The 18,251-nt window shown below is 71.0% G+C and carries 17 protein-coding genes and 1 pseudogene; 13 read left to right on the forward strand and 5 right to left on the reverse strand.

What is annotated here, in order from left to right:
- Positions 1 to 91 precede the first annotated feature (91 nt).
- Positions 92 to 1,498: a family 2B encapsulin nanocompartment shell protein gene (locus ACZ60X_RS14425; RefSeq protein WP_469597824.1), complete on the reverse strand. Its 1,407-nt coding sequence runs from the start codon at positions 1,496 to 1,498 to the stop codon at positions 92 to 94.
- A 279-nt stretch (positions 1,499 to 1,777) separates the two neighbouring features.
- Here ACZ60X_RS14425 and ACZ60X_RS14430 point away from each other — a divergent pair.
- The 3 genes and pseudogenes from ACZ60X_RS14430 (at position 1,778) to ACZ60X_RS14440 (ending at position 3,998) form a co-directional block, all read left to right on the forward strand.
- Positions 1,778 to 2,370 (forward strand): annotated as a pseudogene (locus tag ACZ60X_RS14430) (N-acetylmuramoyl-L-alanine amidase).
- Positions 2,371 to 2,389: 19 nt separating this feature from the next.
- On the forward strand, positions 2,390 to 3,313 hold the full coding sequence (locus ACZ60X_RS14435; RefSeq protein WP_469597827.1) for a 1-aminocyclopropane-1-carboxylate deaminase/D-cysteine desulfhydrase: 924 nt from the start codon (positions 2,390 to 2,392) through the stop codon (positions 3,311 to 3,313).
- Positions 3,314 to 3,380: 67 nt separating this feature from the next.
- A complete protein-coding gene (locus tag ACZ60X_RS14440; protein WP_469597829.1) occupies positions 3,381 to 3,998 on the forward strand; it encodes a DUF1707 SHOCT-like domain-containing protein in 618 nt (205 codons plus the stop codon).
- 545 nt (positions 3,999 to 4,543) lie between these two features.
- On the opposite strand, the gene ACZ60X_RS14445 is transcribed toward ACZ60X_RS14440, so the two are convergent.
- A complete protein-coding gene (locus ACZ60X_RS14445) occupies positions 4,544 to 6,139 on the reverse strand; it encodes a Na+/H+ antiporter (RefSeq protein ID WP_469597831.1) in 1,596 nt (531 codons plus the stop codon).
- A gap of 61 nt (positions 6,140 to 6,200) precedes the next feature.
- Here ACZ60X_RS14445 and ACZ60X_RS14450 point away from each other — a divergent pair, with 61 nt between their 5' ends.
- From ACZ60X_RS14450 to ACZ60X_RS14460, 3 genes are all read left to right on the forward strand, one after another.
- On the forward strand, positions 6,201 to 6,461 hold the full coding sequence (locus ACZ60X_RS14450) for a UBP-type zinc finger domain-containing protein (protein WP_469597833.1): 261 nt from the start codon (positions 6,201 to 6,203) through the stop codon (positions 6,459 to 6,461).
- A 331-nt stretch (positions 6,462 to 6,792) separates the two neighbouring features.
- Positions 6,793 to 7,209: an ATP-binding protein gene (locus tag ACZ60X_RS14455; protein WP_469597836.1), complete on the forward strand. Its 417-nt coding sequence runs from the start codon at positions 6,793 to 6,795 to the stop codon at positions 7,207 to 7,209.
- A gap of 20 nt (positions 7,210 to 7,229) precedes the next feature.
- Complete coding sequence (locus tag ACZ60X_RS14460; protein WP_469597839.1) at positions 7,230 to 8,378, forward strand: RNA polymerase sigma factor SigF; 1,149 nt, start codon at positions 7,230 to 7,232, stop codon at positions 8,376 to 8,378.
- A gap of 14 nt (positions 8,379 to 8,392) precedes the next feature.
- Here the strand turns inward: ACZ60X_RS14460 and ACZ60X_RS14465 are convergent, their stop codons facing one another.
- Positions 8,393 to 8,848 carry a hypothetical protein gene (locus ACZ60X_RS14465; RefSeq protein WP_469597842.1) on the reverse strand — a complete coding sequence of 152 codons (456 nt, stop codon included), beginning with the start codon at positions 8,846 to 8,848 and terminating at the stop codon, positions 8,393 to 8,395.
- A 166-nt stretch (positions 8,849 to 9,014) separates the two neighbouring features.
- On the opposite strand from ACZ60X_RS14465, the gene ACZ60X_RS14470 reads away from it, so the two are divergent.
- The gene (locus tag ACZ60X_RS14470; RefSeq protein WP_469597844.1) at positions 9,015 to 9,983 is read left to right on the forward strand and encodes a diacylglycerol/lipid kinase family protein; all 969 of its coding nucleotides are present in this window, start codon (positions 9,015 to 9,017) and stop codon (positions 9,981 to 9,983) included.
- Positions 9,984 to 10,302: 319 nt separating this feature from the next.
- Complete coding sequence (locus tag ACZ60X_RS14475) at positions 10,303 to 10,560, forward strand: WhiB family transcriptional regulator (RefSeq protein ID WP_003992873.1); 258 nt, start codon at positions 10,303 to 10,305, stop codon at positions 10,558 to 10,560.
- Between the two features lie 195 nt (positions 10,561 to 10,755).
- Here the strand turns inward: ACZ60X_RS14475 and ACZ60X_RS14480 are convergent, their stop codons facing one another.
- The gene (locus tag ACZ60X_RS14480) at positions 10,756 to 12,222 is read right to left on the reverse strand and encodes a sensor histidine kinase (protein WP_469598418.1); all 1,467 of its coding nucleotides are present in this window, start codon (positions 12,220 to 12,222) and stop codon (positions 10,756 to 10,758) included.
- A gap of 347 nt (positions 12,223 to 12,569) precedes the next feature.
- On the reverse strand, positions 12,570 to 13,208 hold the full coding sequence (locus ACZ60X_RS14485) for a TetR/AcrR family transcriptional regulator (RefSeq protein ID WP_469597846.1): 639 nt from the start codon (positions 13,206 to 13,208) through the stop codon (positions 12,570 to 12,572).
- Positions 13,209 to 13,691: 483 nt separating this feature from the next.
- On the opposite strand from ACZ60X_RS14485, the gene nagB reads away from it, so the two are divergent.
- From nagB to ACZ60X_RS14510, 5 genes are all read left to right on the forward strand, one after another.
- Complete coding sequence (gene nagB, locus ACZ60X_RS14490) at positions 13,692 to 14,477, forward strand: glucosamine-6-phosphate deaminase (RefSeq protein WP_469597848.1); 786 nt, start codon at positions 13,692 to 13,694, stop codon at positions 14,475 to 14,477.
- 415 nt (positions 14,478 to 14,892) lie between these two features.
- Positions 14,893 to 15,657: a GntR family transcriptional regulator gene (locus ACZ60X_RS14495; protein WP_469597850.1), complete on the forward strand. Its 765-nt coding sequence runs from the start codon at positions 14,893 to 14,895 to the stop codon at positions 15,655 to 15,657.
- Between the two features lie 117 nt (positions 15,658 to 15,774).
- Positions 15,775 to 16,038 carry a DUF3311 domain-containing protein gene (locus ACZ60X_RS14500; protein WP_469597852.1) on the forward strand — a complete coding sequence of 88 codons (264 nt, stop codon included), beginning with the start codon at positions 15,775 to 15,777 and terminating at the stop codon, positions 16,036 to 16,038.
- A complete protein-coding gene (gene mctP / locus ACZ60X_RS14505; RefSeq protein WP_469597854.1) occupies positions 16,035 to 17,663 on the forward strand; it encodes a monocarboxylate uptake permease MctP in 1,629 nt (542 codons plus the stop codon). The genes ACZ60X_RS14500 and mctP overlap by 4 nt, the downstream gene beginning before the upstream one ends.
- A 74-nt stretch (positions 17,664 to 17,737) precedes the next feature.
- Positions 17,738 to 18,244: a GNAT family N-acetyltransferase gene (locus ACZ60X_RS14510; protein WP_469597856.1), complete on the forward strand. Its 507-nt coding sequence runs from the start codon at positions 17,738 to 17,740 to the stop codon at positions 18,242 to 18,244.
- Positions 18,245 to 18,251: the final 7 nt, after the last annotated feature.

Below are 18,251 nucleotides of genomic sequence, written 5' to 3' on the forward strand. Positions count from 1 at the left end.
CGGACGCCGGCGTCGCCGGCCCGGCCGGACACGTGTGCCGAGGGTCTACCCGCCACGGTGGGCGGGAACACGGCCGCGAAGTGCGGAAACGTCACCTCCACCGGCCGATCTCGACGTTCTCCAGCACACCGAGCGCGTCCGGCACCAGCACGGCGGCCGAGTAGTAGGCCGTCACGAGGTACTTGATGATGGCCTGTTCGTTGATGCCCATGAACCGCACCGACAGGCTCGGCTCGATCTCGTCGGGGATGCCCGACTGCCGCAGGCCGATGACGCCCTGGTCCTGCTCGCCGGTACGCATCGCGATGATCGACGTGGTGCGCTCCGGGGTGACCGGGATCTTGTTGCAGGGGTAGATCGGCACACCGCGCCAGGTCGGGATGCGGTTGCCGTTGATCTCGACGGTCTCCGGGACCAGGCCGCGCTTGTTCAGCTCGCGTCCGAACGCGGCGATCGCGCGCGGGTGGGCGAGGAACAGCTTGGTGCTGCGGCGGCGGCTGAGCAGCTCGTCCATGTCGTCCGGGCTGGGCACGCCGTCGTGCGGCTGGATCCGCTGGTCGTACTCGCAGTTGTGGAGCAGACCGAACTCGCGGTTGTTGATCAGCTCGTGCTCCTGGCGCTCCTTGAGCGCCTCGACCGTCAGCCGCAGCTGCTGCTCGGTCTGGTTCATCGGCTGGTTGTACAGGTCCGCCACGCGCGTGTGGATGCGCAGCACGGTCTGGGCGATGCTCAGCTCGTACTCGCGGGGGCGGGGCTCGTAGTCGACGAAGGTGTGCGGGATGTCGGGCTCGCCGGAGTGCCCGGCCGCCAGCTCGACCTCCTTCTCGCCGTACTTGTTGGTCCGCTGCTCGGGGAGCGTGCGCAGCTGCTCCAGGTGCTCGCGCAGGGTGTCCGCGCGCTCGACGACCTGCTGGAAGTCCTGGCGGCTGAGGATCAGCACCGTGGTGGGGGTGGCCGCGCGGACGGTGAACTCCCAGATGGCGTCCGGGTCGAGCAGCGCCGCGTCGCCGAAGTAGGCCCCGTCGGCGAGGACCCCGAGGACGGCGTCGTCACCGTAGGGGCCGGTGCCGACCTTCTCGACCCTGCCGTGCGCCAGCAGGTACACCTCATTGGTCTGGTTGCCGAAGTCGGCGATGACCTCACCGGGTGCGAAGTCACGCTGTCGACAGCGGCGGGCCAGTTCCGTCAGCACCTCGTCGTCCGCGTAGTCGCGCAGGGCCGGCAGCTCGCCCAGTTCGGCCGGGATGACCTCGACCTGGTCACCGGTCTTCACGAAGGTGATGCGGCCGTCGCCGACGGTGTACGCCAGGCGCCGGTTGACACGGTACGTACCGCCGTGAACGTCCACCCACGGGAGCGTGCGCAGCAGCCAGCGGGAGCTGATCTCCTGCATCTGCGGTACGGACTTGGTGGTGGTGGCCAGGTTCCGCGCGGCCGCCGTCCCGAGGGACTGCTGCGGCTTGCCCTCGTCCGTGCGGACCTCTTCGCCTACCGACATAAGGAAATGTCCTCCCATGTATGCCCGGTTCCGAATCGCACGGACACCGGTCTCGGAGCCGAGCCTTCCATCACGGAACGCGCTGTCGCCATTACCCGAAAGAGCGGGAATGGATCATCGGACTCCTGGGCATAAGGAGGCATCTCGTCCAGCTCCGACGGCCCTCACGGTCGCGCTCCGTGTCCGGATCGGCTCGCACGACGTACGAACGATGTGTCCGTGACGTCCGTTTTCCGGTAGGGGTCCGCGGCACGGTGAAGCGAACCCGAAGGAGGCGGCATGGCCCCGCCCATGTCCGCGAGCACGTTTCTGGACGTGCTGCGCGCCGAGGGCGTCAGCGTCGTCGAGGTCGGCGGCTGGCGGCACCCCAACCGCAACCACAAGGGCCCCTGGGGACCGGTGCACGGGGTGATGATCCATCACACGGCGACCCGGGTGACGCCGCCACGGTGCAGCTGTGCCGGGACGGCTACGGGGCGCTGCCGGGCCCGCTGTGCCACGGCGTGGTCACCAAGGACGGCACCCTCCACCTGGTCGGCCACGGCCGTGCCGACCTTGCCGGGCTCGGCGACGACGACGTGCCGTGCGCGGTGATCGCCGAGGAGGGACTGCCGCCGGACAACGAGGCGAACACCGACGGCAACCGGCACTTCCACGGCTTCGAGTGCGAGAGCCTGGGCGACGGCGCGGACCCCTGGCCGGACTCCCAGCTCGACGCGATCGCCCGCGCGGCGGCCGCGGTGTGCCGCGTCCACGACTGGACGGAACGCTCGGTGATCGGCCACCTGGAGTGGCAGCCGGGCAAGGCGGACCCGCGCGGGTTCACCATGGCGTGGCTGCGGGAGCGGATCGCGGGGAGGCTGAAGGGGTAGTGCCGGGCGACAATGAGGCGTGACCAGCCCCGGCCCCGCCCTTGCTCCCCGCCTGCCCTCTCCGCTGCAGGAGGTACGGGACGACCGGTTCGAGCGGCGCGGTCTGCGTCTGCTGCTCAAGCGGGACGATCTGATCCACCCGGAGCTGATCGGCAACAAGTGGCGCAAGCTGGTGCCGAACATCGAGGCGGCGGGCGGACGGCCGCTGGTCACCTTCGGCGGGGCCTGGTCGAATCACCTGCGGGCCACCGCCGCCGCGGGCCGGCTGCTCGGCCTGCCGGTCACCGGCGTGGTGCGCGGCGAGGAACTGGCCGGACGCCCGCTCAACCCGTCTCTCGCCCGGTGCGTCGCCGACGGTATGCGGCTGTGCTTCGTCGACAGATCGATGTACCGCCGCAAGGCCGAGCCGGGGACCCTGGCCGCGATCCTGCGCGCGGCCGGCGCCGAGGAGGCGTACGCCGTCCCGGAGGGCGGCAGCAACAGCGCGGCCGTACGGGGCTGCCGGGCGCTCGGCGCGGAACTGCGCGGGCACGCCGACGTGGCGGCCGTCGCCTGCGGCACCGGCGGCACCCTCGCGGGGCTCGCCGCCGGACTCGCACCCAGCGGGCGTGCGCTCGGGATCCCCGTGCTCAAGGGCGGGTTCCTCGGGGGCGACGTACAGGCGCTGCAGGAACGTGCCTTCGGGGGACGCGCCGGGGACTGGTCCCTCGACGAGCGCTTCCACTTCGGCGGGTACGCGCGTACGACGCCCGAACTTCACGACTTCGCGCGGGACTTCGAGGACCGTCACGGGCTGCCGGTCGAGCGTCTCTATGTCGCCAAAATGCTGTACGCGCTTGTCGCCCTGGCGGAAGAAGGCGCCTACGCGCGCGGGACGACGATCGCCGCCGTCGTCACCGGCCGGCCCTTCCCGGAGGACCAGGACGTCCTCGGCGCCTCGTGAACGCCCGCCCGTCGTCGCGCCGTTCGCGCTCGCGCGGGGTGCGGGCCGGGTCGTAAGGTACAGGGCCATGAGCGTCGAGGAGCCCAGCGACCGAGCCGAGCACGATGCGAGACTGCTGCGTGTCTCGCACGCGGACCGCGACCGGATGGTGGAGATCCTGCGGGACGCGGCGGCGGAGGGCCGGCTGGACATCGACGAGCTGGAGGAGCGGGTGGAGCGTGCGCTCACCGCGCGTACCTTCGCGGACCTGGAACCGCTCGCCGAGGACCTGCCGGTCGCGGCGCCCGCTCCACCGGCCCCGGCACCGGCCCCTGCTGCGGCGGACGAGGAGGTGGAGCGGTGGCAGGTACACGGCCAGCGGCTTCGCCGGGAGGGCGCCTGGAAGGTGCCGCGCGTCGTCGAACTCAGCCTGCACGGCGGCTCGGCGCTGCTGGACTACACCCTGGCCCGGCTCCCGGAGGGCGGGCGGAGCACGCTGCGCGTCACGACGCACGGCGGAAGTGTGCGGCTGAGGGTGCCGCCGGGCATCGCGGTGGACCTGAGCGGGGTGTCGACGTACGGAGGACGGGTCCGCGACAACGCCTCGCGGCACGCGGCACCGGGGACGGCGGTGACTCATGTGGTCACGGTGACCGGATCGACCCACGGCGGCAGCGTCCGCGTGGAGATGTCGGCCGCGACGTAGATCCCCCGGGTCGGCCGCACCGCAGGGGACCGAGCGGTCGCCACCGGCGCCGGCGAGCGACCTCACGCGCGCGGAGCCCTCACCACCGCAGTCGGCCACGACCCAGCGCAACCCGCCACCGACATCGGCGAGCGACGCCGCCCACGCGGAGCCGTTGCCACCGGCCTCGGCGAGCATCCCCGCCCGCGCAGAGCCCTCACCACCGCAGTCGGCCACGACCTCACCGGCGAAACCCGCCACCGCCACCGCCGAACGCAATCACACACGCGGAGCCGTTGCCACCGGCCTCGGCGAGCGACCCCACCGGCGAAACCCGTCACCCCCATCGAACGCCACCAGGCACACGGAGCCCTCGCCGGCGGCGCCGGCCGCGGTCTCACCGGCGAAGCCGTCAGCGGCCCGTCGGGGACGACCTCGCGCAGGAAGCCGTCACCGCCGCCCTGGGCCGCGATGTGACCGACCGGCGAAGCCGCGACCGTCGAACGCAACCGCACGCGCGCGGAGCCCCTACCGCCGGCGTCCGCCGCCCATGGCCCGCCTCCCGGCTAGCCCGCCTCCCGGTAAGCCGCGGCCTCCTCCAGGTCCAGGCGCCGGAGCAGCGCGCGCAGCATCTCGTCGTCGATGTGGCGGTGGTCGCGGAGCTTGACGAAGACCTCGCGCTCGGCACTGATCACCTCGCGGGAGAGGCGACGGTAGGTGTCGTCGACGGACTCGCCGGTGACGGGGTTGGTCTGGCCGAGGCGCTCCCAGACGGCGTTGCGGCGGCGCTCCAGCACCGTGCGCAGCCGGTCGGCGAGCGGCGGCGGCAGGGCGTTGCGCTCGTCGGACAGGAGGTCGTCGAGGCGGCTCTCGGCGACCCGGGACGCCTGCGCCTGGGCGTTGGCCTCGGCGAGCGTCTCGGCCTGCCGGTCGCGGCCGGGGAACCTCATCAGGCGGATCAGCGGCGCGAGCGTGAGGCCCTGCACCACCAGGGTGCCGATGACCGTGGTGAAGGTCAGGAACAGGATCAGGTTCCGCTGCGGGAAGGCGGCGCCGCCGTGCACCGTGAGCGGGATGGAGAACGCGATGGCCAGGGACACCACACCTCGCATGGCCGCCCATGACGTGACGACCGGCCCCCGCCAGCCCGGACTCTCCTCACGCTCGCGGATGCGCCCGGAGAGCGCCCGCGGCAGCAGGGCGGCCGGGAACACCCACACGAACCGGGCCGCAACCACGACGAGGAACACCGCGACGGCGTACCGGGCCGCGTCGGTCCCCCGGTAGGCGCCGAGCCCCCTGAGGACGTTCGGCAGTTGCAGGCCGATCAGCGCGAAGACCGCCGACTCCAGCAGGAAGGCGACCATCCGCCACACCGCGTCCTCCTGGAGCCGGGTGGCGAAGTCGACCTCCCACGCGCGGTGCCCGAGATAGACCGCGACCACCACGACCGCGAGCACGCCGGAGCCGTGCAGCTGCTCGGCGACGCCGTAGGCGACGAACGGGATCAGCAGGGAGAGGGTGTTCTGGAGCAGGGCTTCCCTCAGGCGTGTGCGCAGCCAGTGGATCGGCACCATCAGCACCAGTCCGACGAGCACACCGCCGACCGCGGCCCGCAGGAACTCCACGACGCCGCCCGACCAGGTGGCGCCCTCGCCGACGGCCGCCGCGAGGGCGACCTTGTAGGCGGTGATCGCGGTGGCGTCGTTGAGCAGGGACTCGCCCTGGAGGATGGTGGTGATCCGGGACGGCAGACCGACCCGGCGCGCGATCGCCGCGGCCGCGACCGCGTCGGTCGGCGCGACGACCGCGCCCAGCACCAGCGCGGCGGTCAGCGGCAGCCCCGGGACGACGAGGTAGGCGGCCCAGCCGACGACGAAGGTCGCGAAGAGCACGTACCCGATCGACAGCAGCCCCACGGGCCGCATCTGGGCCCGCAGATCGAGGTACGAGCTCTCGGTGCCCTCCTTGTACAGCAGCGGGGGCAGCACCAGCGGCAGGACGACCTCCGGGTCCAGGGTGTAGTGCGGGATCCCCGGGACGTACGAGACCGCCAGGCCCACCGCGACCAGCAGCAGGGGCGCCGGCACCGGTGTGCGCCGGGCGACACCGGCGATGCCCGCACTGCCCGCCACCAGCAACAGCAGCGGCATCACGTCCATGCTCCTCGCCCGCCCTCTTTTTCCGCGCGGTCACCCGCACACCCGTCGTAATCTGGCAATCATGAAACAGTGCACGCACGCCGACGCGCTGCCGCACCCGGAGCCGGAGCCGCTCGACACGACCTGTCCGGAGTGTCTGCGGGACGGCACCCACCCGGTGCAGCTGCGGTTGTGCCTCACCTGTGGTCACGTCGGCTGCTGCGACTCCTCGCCGGGCCGGCACGCGACGGAGCACCATGCGCGCTCCGGTCACCCGGTCATGCGAACCTTCGAGCCCGGCGAGGACTGGCGGTGGTGCTTCGTGGACCACATCCTCGTCTGAACGCTGAACGGCTCGCGGCCCGGACGTCTTCCCGCCCGCGGCTTCCCGCTCGGGGCCGGTGTCGTGTGACACTGCATGCGGTGGCGGCCGTACGACGGTTCGAGCGCCGGACGCCTGGGTACGTCAACCCGGCGCGCGCTCTTCCCATTTGGGCCCGCAAACCCTCTAGACACGGAGCGTATCCACAGCTTTACTGTGAGTGACGCCAGGGGGTTGGGGCCCCGAGGACAGGACCGTTCGGAGCGCGATAGCGTCACCGCGGAACCACGTACGCGTTACCCCGGGGGGCGACCCTCGGCCCCGTAAAGCTTGTACCACCATGGAGGTGAGGGTGTCCCAGATCGCAGGCGAGCCCACGGCGAACCAGGACTTCGTGGAAGTCCGGCTGCCGGCCGCGGGTGCCTACCTGTCGGTGCTGCGGACGGCCACGGCCGGTCTCGCGGCCCGCTTGGACTTCACCCTGGACGAGATCGAGGACCTGCGCATCGCCGTGGACGAGGCCTGCGCGATCCTGCTCCAACAGGCCGTACCCGGCTCCGTGCTCAGCTGTGTCTTCCGGCTCGTCGACGACTCGCTGGAAGTCACGGTCGCGGCGCCGACCACCGATGGCCACGCCCCCTCGCGGGACACCTTCGCCTGGACCGTGCTGTCGGCCCTCGCGGGCAAGGTCTCGTCCGCCGTCGACGAGGACAGGACCGTGTCGATCAGTCTCTACAAACAGCGCGGCGCGGGCCCCGGCCCGGCGTGAGGAAGAACGGGGACGGTCCGGTGCGGGACGAAGAGCGCGGCACACGGGAGCTGCCGGCCGAGGACGGGGGTGCCCCCTGGCCATGGGGGTCCCCCCGCTCGAGCGGAGCCGAGAGCGGCGGAACGGCCGGGATCTCCGGGGAACCCCCTCGGGACGGTTCCCGGCGCATGGCGGACGGCATCGACGGCATCCCCGAGCAGGCCAGACCGCACCCGGAGGACGACTCCGCGCGGGACGGCGGTGACGGTGCCGTGCAGGGCGCGACGCCGGAAGGGTCCGGCGGCGCCGGGTCCGCCGTCCGTACGGGGGCGCGGGCTCGGGGAAGGGCTACGGGCGGGACGATGAGCGAGCACGAGCGATACGCCGGGGACGACGCGCCGGGCGCACAGGCCGTGCAGGCCGTACAGCACGGCCCCCAGGACCGCAGCGGGGCACGGGCGATGTTCGTCGAGCTGCGCACGCTGAAGGAGGGCAGCCCCCAGTACGCGGAGCTGCGCAATCAGCTGGTCCGTATGCACCTGCCGCTCGTGGAGCACCTGGCGCGCCGCTTCCGCAACCGCGGCGAGCCGCTGGACGACCTCACCCAGGTCGCCACGATCGGCCTGATCAAGTCCGTCGACCGGTTCGACCCGGAGCGCGGCGTGGAGTTCTCCACGTACGCCACCCCGACCGTGGTCGGCGAGATCAAGCGGCACTTCCGCGACAAGGGCTGGGCGGTGCGCGTGCCGCGCCGGCTCCAGGAGCTGCGCCTCGCGCTCACCACGGCGACGGCCGAGCTGTCCCAGCTGCACGGCCGCTCCCCGACCGTGCACGAGCTGGCCGAGAAGCTCGCCATCTCCGAGGAGGAGGTCCTGGAGGGCCTGGAATCCGCCAACGCCTACTCCACGCTGTCCCTGGACGTCCCCGACACCGACGACGAGTCCCCGGCGGTCGCCGACACCCTGGGCGCCGAGGACGAGGCGTTGGAGGGCGTGGAGTACCGGGAATCGCTGAAGCCGCTGCTGGAGGACCTGCCGCCGCGGGAGAAGCGCATCCTGCTGCTGCGCTTCTTCGGGAACATGACGCAGTCGCAGATCGCGCAGGAGGTCGGCATCTCCCAGATGCACGTCTCCCGCCTGCTGGCCCGCACCCTGGCCCAGCTGCGGGAGAAGCTGCTCGTGGAGGAGTAGGCCGGAGCAGGTGGCTACTCGCTCCGGCCCGGTCCCTTGATGCCAAGGGCCCGGGTCGTGGCGGGGTTGACGAGGAGCACCAGCCCCGTGACGGCGACGACCGCGAGGACGATCCCGGCCGGGACGGCGATGCTGTCGGCCTTCAACAGGCTGTAGGCCACCGGCAGGGCCATGAGCTGCGTGATCACCGCCGGGCCCCGGCTCCAGCCGCGCCGCAGCAGCAGACCGCGCGCGGCGAGCAGCGGCAGCAGCGCGAGCACGGCGAGCGTGATCCCCAGGGACACACCCTGCTGCCGGTCCGAGCCGTCACCGGTGAGGCTGAGAACGACCATCCACACCCCGCCGACCACCAGGGCCACGCCCTCCAGCGCGGCGAGCACGGCGGCATAGGTCAGCCGACTCGGCCGCGGCCCCGCGACGACGTCGGCGGCGTCCGCGGCACCCTTGGCACTCTTCTGCTCACTGCTCACCCCAGCAGGGTAGCCGCCGGGGCCCGGGGACCCCGTGGGGCGGGGCGGTACCGACGTGCGCGCTCAAGCCGCGGGACGGTGACGTGTTCAGGCTCACTCCCCTGCCTCTTACCCGATCCCTACCTCGCTCTCCATCCGGTACCACCCACTGGGTACGCTGCCATCCATGCGTGCACTTCTCGTGGTCAATCCGGCGGCTACCACCACAAGCGCACGCAGGCGTGACGTTCTGATCCACGCGCTGGCGAGCGAGGTGAAGCTGGAGGCGGTCACCACCGAGTACCGCGGCCACGCCCGCGACCTCGGCCGGCAGGCGGCGGACAGCGACGACATCGACCTCGTGGTGGCCCTCGGCGGCGACGGCACGGTCAACGAGGTCGTCAACGGCCTCCTGCACGCAGGCCCCGACCCCGACCGGCTGCCCGGCTTCGCCGTGGTGCCCGGCGGCTCCACGAACGTCTTCGCCCGCGCCCTGGGCCTGCCCAACGACCCCGTCGAGGCCACCGGCGCCCTGCTGGACGCGCTGCGCGAGGGCCGGGAGCGGGTCGTCGGGCTCGGGCTGACCTCGGGTACACCCGGCACGGAGGACGAGGCGGTCCCGGACCGCTGGTTCACCTTCAACGCCGGGCTCGGCTTCGACGCGGGCGTGGTCGGCCGGGTCGAGCAGCAGCGCGAGCGGGGGAAGACCTCGACACACGGGCTCTACGTCCGTCAGGTGATCCGGCAGTTCCTCGGCGAGCCCAACCGCCGGCACGGGGCGATCTCTCTCGAACGCCCCGGCGAGGACCCGGTTGCGGATCTTGTGCTCGCCATAGTCTCGAACACGGCCCCGTGGACATATCTCGGCAATCGCCCCATGTACACATCGCCTAAGGCCTCGTTCGATACCGGCCTCGACGTGCTCGGTCTCAGCCGCCTCTCCACGGCCGCGGTTGCCCGGTATGGCACCCAGTTGCTCACTTCGTCCCCCGAGCGCGGCCCCCAGGGCAGACACGCCCACTCGCTGCACGATCTGGACCAGTTCACCTTGCATTCGAAGGCGCCCCTGCCCCTGCAGATGGACGGCGACCACCTCGGGCTGCGTACGAGCGTGACGTTCACAGGCGTACGCCGTGCACTGCGTGTGATTGTGTGAGCGGAACGGGCCAAAGTCCTTTCACTCGAACGTTTAGGCCAGGATCCACCCCATGGAAGTACGGCTGTGACCTAGTCGACACCGAGGAATCAAAAAAAACTTTCCGGAAGGGGTTGTATCCGCCGCCGAGGTTTGCGAGTCTCTACGTGTCGATCGGGACGGCCCGCACCACCGGCCTCCACTGATCAACAGAACCCCTCTTCAAACCCAGGACCACGCCGGGGAGACTCGGCGGTCGGCCCTTCACTTGTTGAGGGATTCGTGAAAGCGTTCACATTCACAAGCAACCTGCACGTAATACCAAGGAGAGGTAGCAGCCATGGACTGGCGTCACAACGCCGTTTGCCGCGAGGAAGACCCCGAGCTCTTCTTCCCCATCGGCAACACCGGTCCTGCGCTGCTGCAGATCGAGGAAGCCAAGGCCGTCTGCCGTCGCTGCCCGGTGATCGAGCAGTGTCTGCAGTGGGCGCTCGAGTCCGGCCAGGACTCCGGCGTCTGGGGTGGTCTCAGCGAGGACGAGCGCCGCGCCATGAAGCGCCGCGCCGCTCGCAACCGGGCTCGTCAGGCCTCCGCCTGACATTCCCACCCCTGCTGACAGCCTGAGCTTGGCGGCGCGTGCGCCACGCACGCATCTCCCGCCCCCGAGCCGCAGCGCGCAGTATCCCCCGATGCGCTTAGCACTACGCGGAGCAGCAACGAGCACGAGCCTCGGACCCATGGCGGTCCGGGGCTTTCTGCTGTGCCGAAACGCCCTGGCGGTCAGGGCACTTGCTCACTTCTGCGACCGCACCGGAATGTCGAGGATCACCCGCGTGCCCCGCTCCGGTGCCGGGACCATGTCGAACGAGCCGCCCAACTCGCCCTCCACCAGGGTTCGTACGATCTGCAGGCCGAGGTTGCCCGAGCGGTGCGGGTCGAAGCCCTCGGGCAGGCCGACGCCGTCGTCCTGGACCGTGACCAGGAGCCGGGCCTCCTTCGTCGTACCGCCACGGACGGCGGAGACCTCGACCGTTCCGGTGTCGCCCTCGCGGAAGCCGTGTTCCAGGGCGTTCTGCAGGATCTCGGTGAGGACCATGGACAGCGGGGTGGCGACCTCGGCGTCGAGGATGCCGAAGCGTCCGGTGCGCCGGCCGGTCACCTTGCCCGGCGAGATCTCGGCGACCATCGCCAGCACGCGGTCGGCGATGTCGTCGAACTCCACGCGCTCATCGAGGTTCTGGGACAGCGTCTCGTGCACGATCGCGATCGAGCCGACCCGGCGGACGGCCTCCTCCAGGGCCTCCCGACCGCGCTCGGACTCGATGCGCCGGGCCTGGAGGCGCAGCAGCGCGGCGACCGTCTGCAGGTTGTTCTTCACCCGGTGGTGGATCTCCCGGATGGTGGCGTCCTTGGTGATCAACTCGCGCTCGCGCCGCCGCAGTTCGGTGACGTCCCGGCACAGCACCAGGGAGCCGATGCGGGTGCCCTTGGGCTTGAGCGGGATCGCCCGGAACTGGATCACGCCGTCGTTGGCCTCGATCTCGAACTCGCGCGGGGCCCAGCCGCTCGCGAGCTTGACGAGCGCCTCGTCCACGGGGCCCCGGGTCGGGGCGAGTTCGGCGGTGGTCTGCCCGAGGTGCTGGCCGACCAAATCGGCGGCGAGGCCGAGGCGGTGGTAGGCGGACAGGGCGTTCGGGGAGGCGTACTGGACGAGGCCGTCCGCGTCGAGCCGGATCAGCCCGTCGCCGACGCGCGGCGAGGCGTCCATGTCGACCTGCTGGTCCGGGAAGGGAAACGATCCTGCCGCGATCATCTGCGCGAGGTCCGAGGCACTCTGCAGATACGTCAGCTCCAGTCGGCTCGGGGTGCGCACCGTCAGCAGATTGGTGTTGCGGGCGATCACACCGAGCACCCGGCCCTCGCGACGCACGGGGATCGACTCGACCCGTACGGGGACCTCTTCACGCCACTCCGGGTCGCCCTCGCGCACGATCCGGCCCTCGTCCAGGGCCGCGTCCAGCATGGGCCGGCGGCCGCGCGGGACGAGGTGGCCGACCATGTCGTCCTGGTAGGAGGTGGGGCCGGTGTTCGGGCGCATCTGGGCGACCGAGACGTACCGGGTGCCGTCGCGGGTGGGCACCCACAGGACCAGGTCGGCGAAGGAGAGGTCGGAGAGCAGCTGCCACTCCGAGACCAGCAGGTGGAGCCACTCGAGGTCGGAGTCGTCGAGGGCGGTGTGCTGGCGGACCAGTTCGTTCATGGAGGGCACGTCTGCGAGCGTACCCGCACGTTCGAAGGCGGCCGAAAAACACCCGCGGGCCGCGGCGCCTGGAAGGGACCCTCAACCCTCCCGGCACCGCAGCCCGGAGCATCATCGGCCGCGGGGTGTGCGGTCCCGTTCGGCCGAAGGTCGAGGAGCCCGGGGCAGTCAGGGCAGATAGCTCCGGTTCCTCGATCCGCCCTCCTGTGCGGGGAGGACGGAGGCTGGTGTGTTCTCTTGGAATTGTGGACTAGACCACAACGGTGTGTCCATGGTCTTGTCGCCGTGCACGAAGACGGACCACCGCGCGGGTGGCACTCGATGCCACGCAGCCTAGCCCGCCGGACTCACCCGTGGGGCCAGATGGCCATGGCAATTTCCGCGAGTGCCTCCAGTTCCTCCCGGCTCGCCCCGTCGCGCGCCTGCTGGGACATGCCCTGGATCATCGCGCCGGCGTGCCGGGCGAGGGCGGCCGCGTCCGTGCCGGCCGGAAGCACGCCCGCCGCGACGTCCGCGCGGATCCGGGAGGTCATGGCCGCGATGTTCGCGTTGCGCCGCTCGCGCAGCAGCTTCTCCACCTCGGGGCTGGTGCAGTTGGTGGCGGCGTGCACCACCAGGCAGCCGTAGGGGTGGGCGGGGTCGGTGTACTCGGCGGCGGCCTCGCGCAGCATGCGGGCGACGGCGGCGCGGGCGGTGGGCTCCTCGGCGAGCGCGCGGTCACCGAAGGCGCCGTGCGTGTCGGCGTAGACGCGGACGACCTCCTCGAACAGGCTGCGCTTGTCACCGAAGGCCGCGTACAGGCTCGGGGCCCCGATGCCCATGATCCGGGTGAGGTCGGAGACCGAGGTGGCCTCGTACCCGTGCTCCCAGAAGGCCATGAGGGCCTTCTCCAGGGCGGTGGCCCGGTCGAAGGACCGCGGTCGGCCGCGACCCCGCGCCGTCCTGACCTGCTCTTGCGTCTGCCCGTGTCCCACCACGGAGTGCATTTTATAGCGGGTCCTAGAGAAATGCGCCGAGCGTGCGGTACGGTTTTTGTGTAGCGATTACTAGGTAAATCGGGAGGGGCTGACCATGGGTGCACCGACGGGCAAGTCCGCCCCGGTCACCAGCGCGAGCGGGGGTATCGGAGGGGCCATCGCCGAGCGGCCGGGGCACACCGCCCAGGCGTTCGCGGAGATCGGCGCGGAGGAGCACGGCCGCCTCTTCGCCGTGAACGTGAAGGCTCCTCCTTCCTCACCCGGCTCGGCGCGGACCGGCTGCACGACGGGGGGCGGATGGCGACCGCAGCGAGCCCGGACGCACGGGATCACGGTGAAGACACTCTCACCTGACCGCTCACGGACCCTGCCACCCCGAACGTTCCATGGTTCTTCCGCCCCGCTTTTCCGCGCCGTCGAACACCGATTCTGTTAGATTGGTCTAAACCACATAGAGACGCACAGAGCCCACTTCAGAACGGCAGGCCCAGCGTGGAAGTTGTCATCGTTCCGGACGCCGCGGCGGGCGGCGAGCTGATCGCCGAGGCCATGGCCCAGCTGCTGCGACGCAAGCCCGACGCCCTGCTCGGCGTGGCCACCGGCTCGACCCCGCTGCCCATCTACCAGGCGCTGACCGCGAAGACGCGCTCCGGCGCCGTGGACACCTCACGGGCCCGGATCGCCCAGCTCGACGAGTACGTGGGGCTGCCCGCCGACCACCCCGAGTCCTACCGCTCGGTGCTGCGCCGGGAGGTGCTGGAGCCGCTCGGCATAGGCATGGACGCGTTCCTCGGTCCCGACGGCACCGCCGCGGACATCCAGGCGGCGTGCGAGGCGTACGACCGCGCGCTCGCCGCGGCCGGCGGCGTGGACCTGCAGTTGCTCGGCATCGGCACCGACGGGCACATCGGCTTCAACGAGCCGTGCTCCTCGCTCGCCTCGCGCACCCGGATCAAGACCCTGACCGAGCAGACCCGCGTCGACAACGCCCGCTTCTTCGACGGCGACATCGACCAGGTCCCGCACCACGTCATCACCCAGGGCATCGGCACCATCCTGGAGGCCCGGCACCTGGTGCTGCTCGCGACCGGCGAGGGCAAGGCGGACGCGGTGGCCGCGACGGTCGAGGGTCCGGTCGCCGCCGTGTGCCCGGCATCCGCACTCCAGCTGCACCCGCACGCCACGGTGGTCGTCGACGAGGCGGCCGCGGCCAAGCTGAAGCTCGCCGACTACTTCCGGCACACCTACGCCAACAAGCCGGACTGGCAGGGGATCTAGTGCCCCGGCAGGCAACGTTTGCCCGTCACGGAGCGGCGTCCGGTGCGTGCTGTCGGCGTGCCGGCCGGAAGTCCTCGTACCGGGCGTACCTGGGCTTTCGGCCGGTGCGGCGAGTGGGGACACCTCCCGCGCAGCGGGGGAGCGTGCCGGGCGTCGCGACGGGGCGAACGTCGCCTGCCCGGGCGCTAGCTCCGAGACCCCTCCGGGGCGGACTCCGGCGCCCGTGCCGGTGCGCATACCGGTACGGGCCGCCCACATCGGGGGCGTTGGACTAGACCAACACCGGACGCGACGGTATACAGAGGAGATCACGGGGCGTGCGGGTGGACTCCGGACACACCAAGCCGTGCCACGATGTGTGCCGTGGCCGAAGTCAGTCGGTCGCTTTCGGCATCGGGAGCCGGGAAGGCAGAGCATGAGCACCGACGTCAGCAGTGCGGAGAACGAGGCCGGCACCACCGTCCGTACGGCGCGCGTGCCCAAGTACTACCGCTTGAAGAAGCACCTGCTCGACATGACGGAGACCCAGGCGCCGGGCACGCCGGTCCCGCCCGAGCGCACGCTGGCGGCCGAGTTCGACACCTCCCGCACCACCGTCCGCCAGGCCCTTCAGGAACTGGTCGTCGAGGGCCGACTGGAGCGGATCCAGGGCAAGGGCACCTTCGTCGCCAAGCCCAAGGTCTCCCAGGCGCTCCAGCTCACCTCCTACACGGAGGACATGCGCGCCCAGGGCCTGGAGCCGACCTCGCAGCTGCTGGACATCGGCTACATCACCGCGGACGACCGGCTCGCCGGGCTGCTCGACATCACGGCCGGCGGGCGCGTGCTGCGCATCGAGCGGCTGCGCATGGCCAACGGCGAGCCGATGGCCATCGAGACCACGCATCTGAGCGCCAAGCGCTTCCCCGCCCTGCGCCGGTCCCTGCTGAAGTACACGTCGCTGTACACCGCGCTCGCCGAGGTCTACGGCATCCACCTCGCCGAGGCCGAGGAGACCATCGAGACCTCCCTGGCCACCCCGCGCGAGGCGGGCCTGCTCGGCACCGACGTGGGCCTGCCGATGCTGATGCTCTCGCGCCACTCCCTGGACCGCGAGGGCAAGCCGGTGGAGTGGGTGCGGTCGGTGTACCGCGGGGACCGCTACAAGTTCGTCGCGCGGCTCAAGCGCCCGGCGGACTGAGGCCTTCGCTGAATCGATATACCGATATGCGGACGAGGTCTTCCGCTGTCGCGACAGCGTCACCTAGATTGCCTGCGCATTACACAGGTGATCAGCGAGGGGACGGAGAGCCGTGGCATGTCCGAAGCACCAGAAGTGAGACCTCCGGTGGTGACACCGGTCCGCGTGATCATCGGTCTGTGTCTCGTCGCGCCGTTCGTGGCGATGCTGTGGGTCGGCTCGTACGCCAAGACCGACCCCGCGTTCATCGGCATCCCGTTCTTCTACTGGTACCAGATGGCCTGGGTGCTGGTCTCCACGGCGCTCACGATGACGGCGTACAAGCTGTGGCAGCGTGACCAGCGCGCCCGTGCCGTCCAGAAGGGCGGTGCGGCGAAGTGAACAACAGGGTCGACGGCGTCGCGCTCGGCGTCTTCATCTTCTTCTTCCTGGCCGTCACGGTCATGGGCTTCCTCGCCGCGCGCTGGCGCAGGGCCGAGAACGAGCACTCGCTGGACGAATGGGGCCTCGGCGGGCGGTCGTTCGGCACGTGGATCACCTGGTTCCTGCTCGGCGGTGACCTGTACACGGCGTACACCTTCGTCGCCGTACCGGCGGCGATCTACGCGGCGGGCGCGTCCGGCTTCTTCGCGGTGCCCTACACGATCCTCGTCTACCCGCTGATCTTCACCTTCCTGCCACGCCTGTGGTCCGTCAGCCACCGCCACGGGTACGTGACGACCTCGGACTTCGTACGCGGCCGCTTCGGCTCCAAGGGTCTGTCGCTGGCGGTGGCGCTGACCGGCATCCTGGCGACGATGCCGTACATCGCGCTGCAGCTCGTCGGCATCCAGGCGGTGCTGGACGTGATGGGCGTCGGCGGGGACAGCAGCACCAACTGGTTCGTCCGGGACCTGCCGTTGCTCATCGCCTTCGGCGTGCTGGCCGCCTACACCTACTCGTCCGGTCTGCGCGCGCCCGCCCTGATCGCGTTCGTCAAGGACGCCCTGATCTACATCGTCATCGCGGTCGCGATCATCTACATCCCGGTCAAGCTGGGCGGGTTCGACGAGATCTTCGCCAAGGCGGGCCATGCGTTCAGCCAGATCAGTCCGGCCACCGGCAAGCCCCGCGGTGCGCTCGTGCCACCGGAGGCGGGCCAGTGGACGTACGCCACGCTGGCCCTCGGCTCGGCCCTCGCGCTGTTCATGTACCCGCACTCGATCACCGCGACCCTGTCGTCGAAGAGCCGTGAGGTGATCCGCCGCAACACCACGATCCTGCCGCTGTACTCCCTGATGCTCGGCCTGCTGGCCCTGCTGGGCTTCATGGCGATCGCGGCCGGAGTGAAGGTGAAGAACGGCCAGTTGGCGATCCCGCAGCTGTTCGAGGACATGTTCCCGAGCTGGTTCGCGGGCGTGGCCTTCGCGGCGATCGGCATCGGGGCGCTGGTCCCGGCGGCGATCATGTCGATCGCGGCGGCGAACCTGTTCACCCGCAACATCTACAAGGACTTCATCAAGCCGGACGCCACGCCGAAGCAGGAGGCGCAGGTCTCCAAGTTCGTGTCGCTGCTGGTGAAGGTGGGCGCCCTGGTCTTCGTCCTCACCATGGACAAGACGGTCGCCATCAACTTCCAGCTGCTGGGCGGCATCTGGATCCTGCAGACCTTCCCGGCCCTGGTCGGCGGCCTGTTCACGCGCTGGTTCCACCGCTGGGCGCTGCTGGCCGGCTGGGCGGTCGGCATGGTCTACGGCACGGTCGCGGCGTACGGCGTCGCCTCCCCGACCCAGAAGCACTTCGGCGGCTCGGCGAAGGAGATCCCCGGCATCGGCGAGATCGGCTACATCGGCCTCACCGCGTTCGTCCTCAACGTCCTGGTCACCGTGGTCCTGACCCTCGTCCTGAAGGCCGTCAAGGCCCCTGAGGGCCTGGACGAGACCAGGCCGGAGGACTACACGGCGGACGCGGGCGACCCGGGGGTGCAGGTCGAGCTGCCGCCGGCGACCGCGGGCGCCGGCCACTGAGCGACCGCCGGGCGACGGGCCGTCGCAGGAGATCCGGCGGCCCGTCGCCGTATCCGTCCGGCACACTCGGTGCCATGGACTTCGTGATCCGGCAGGCCACCTCCCGCGACTACGCAGCCCTCGGCGAGATCACCGCCCGGGCCTACCTCCAGGACGGCCTCCTCGACTTCGGGGAGAGCGACGCCTACCTCGCCGAGCTGCGGGACGTGGCCAAGCGCGCCGCCGACGCCGAGGTGCTCGTCGCCGCGGCGGCGGAAACCGTGCTCGGCGGCGTCACGTTCGTGCCGTACGGCGGGCCCATGGCCGACATAGCCCGCCCCGAAGAGGCCGAGATTCGTATGCTGGCCGTCGCCCACGCGGCGCGCGGCCGGGGCGTCGGCGAGGCCCTCGTCCGGGCCTGCGTCGACCGCGCACGGGCCACCGACGGCTGCCGCGCCGTCGTGCTGTCCACCCAGCGCAGCATGCACAGCGCCCACCGCATCTACGAACGCCTGGGCTTCGTCCGCACACCCGAGCGGGACTGGAACCCCCTGCCGGAGCTTTGCGACATCGCCCTGCTCGCTTACGAGTTGACACTCTGAAGCCGCC

Source organism: Streptomyces sp. NPDC104106 (assembly GCF_055584345.1).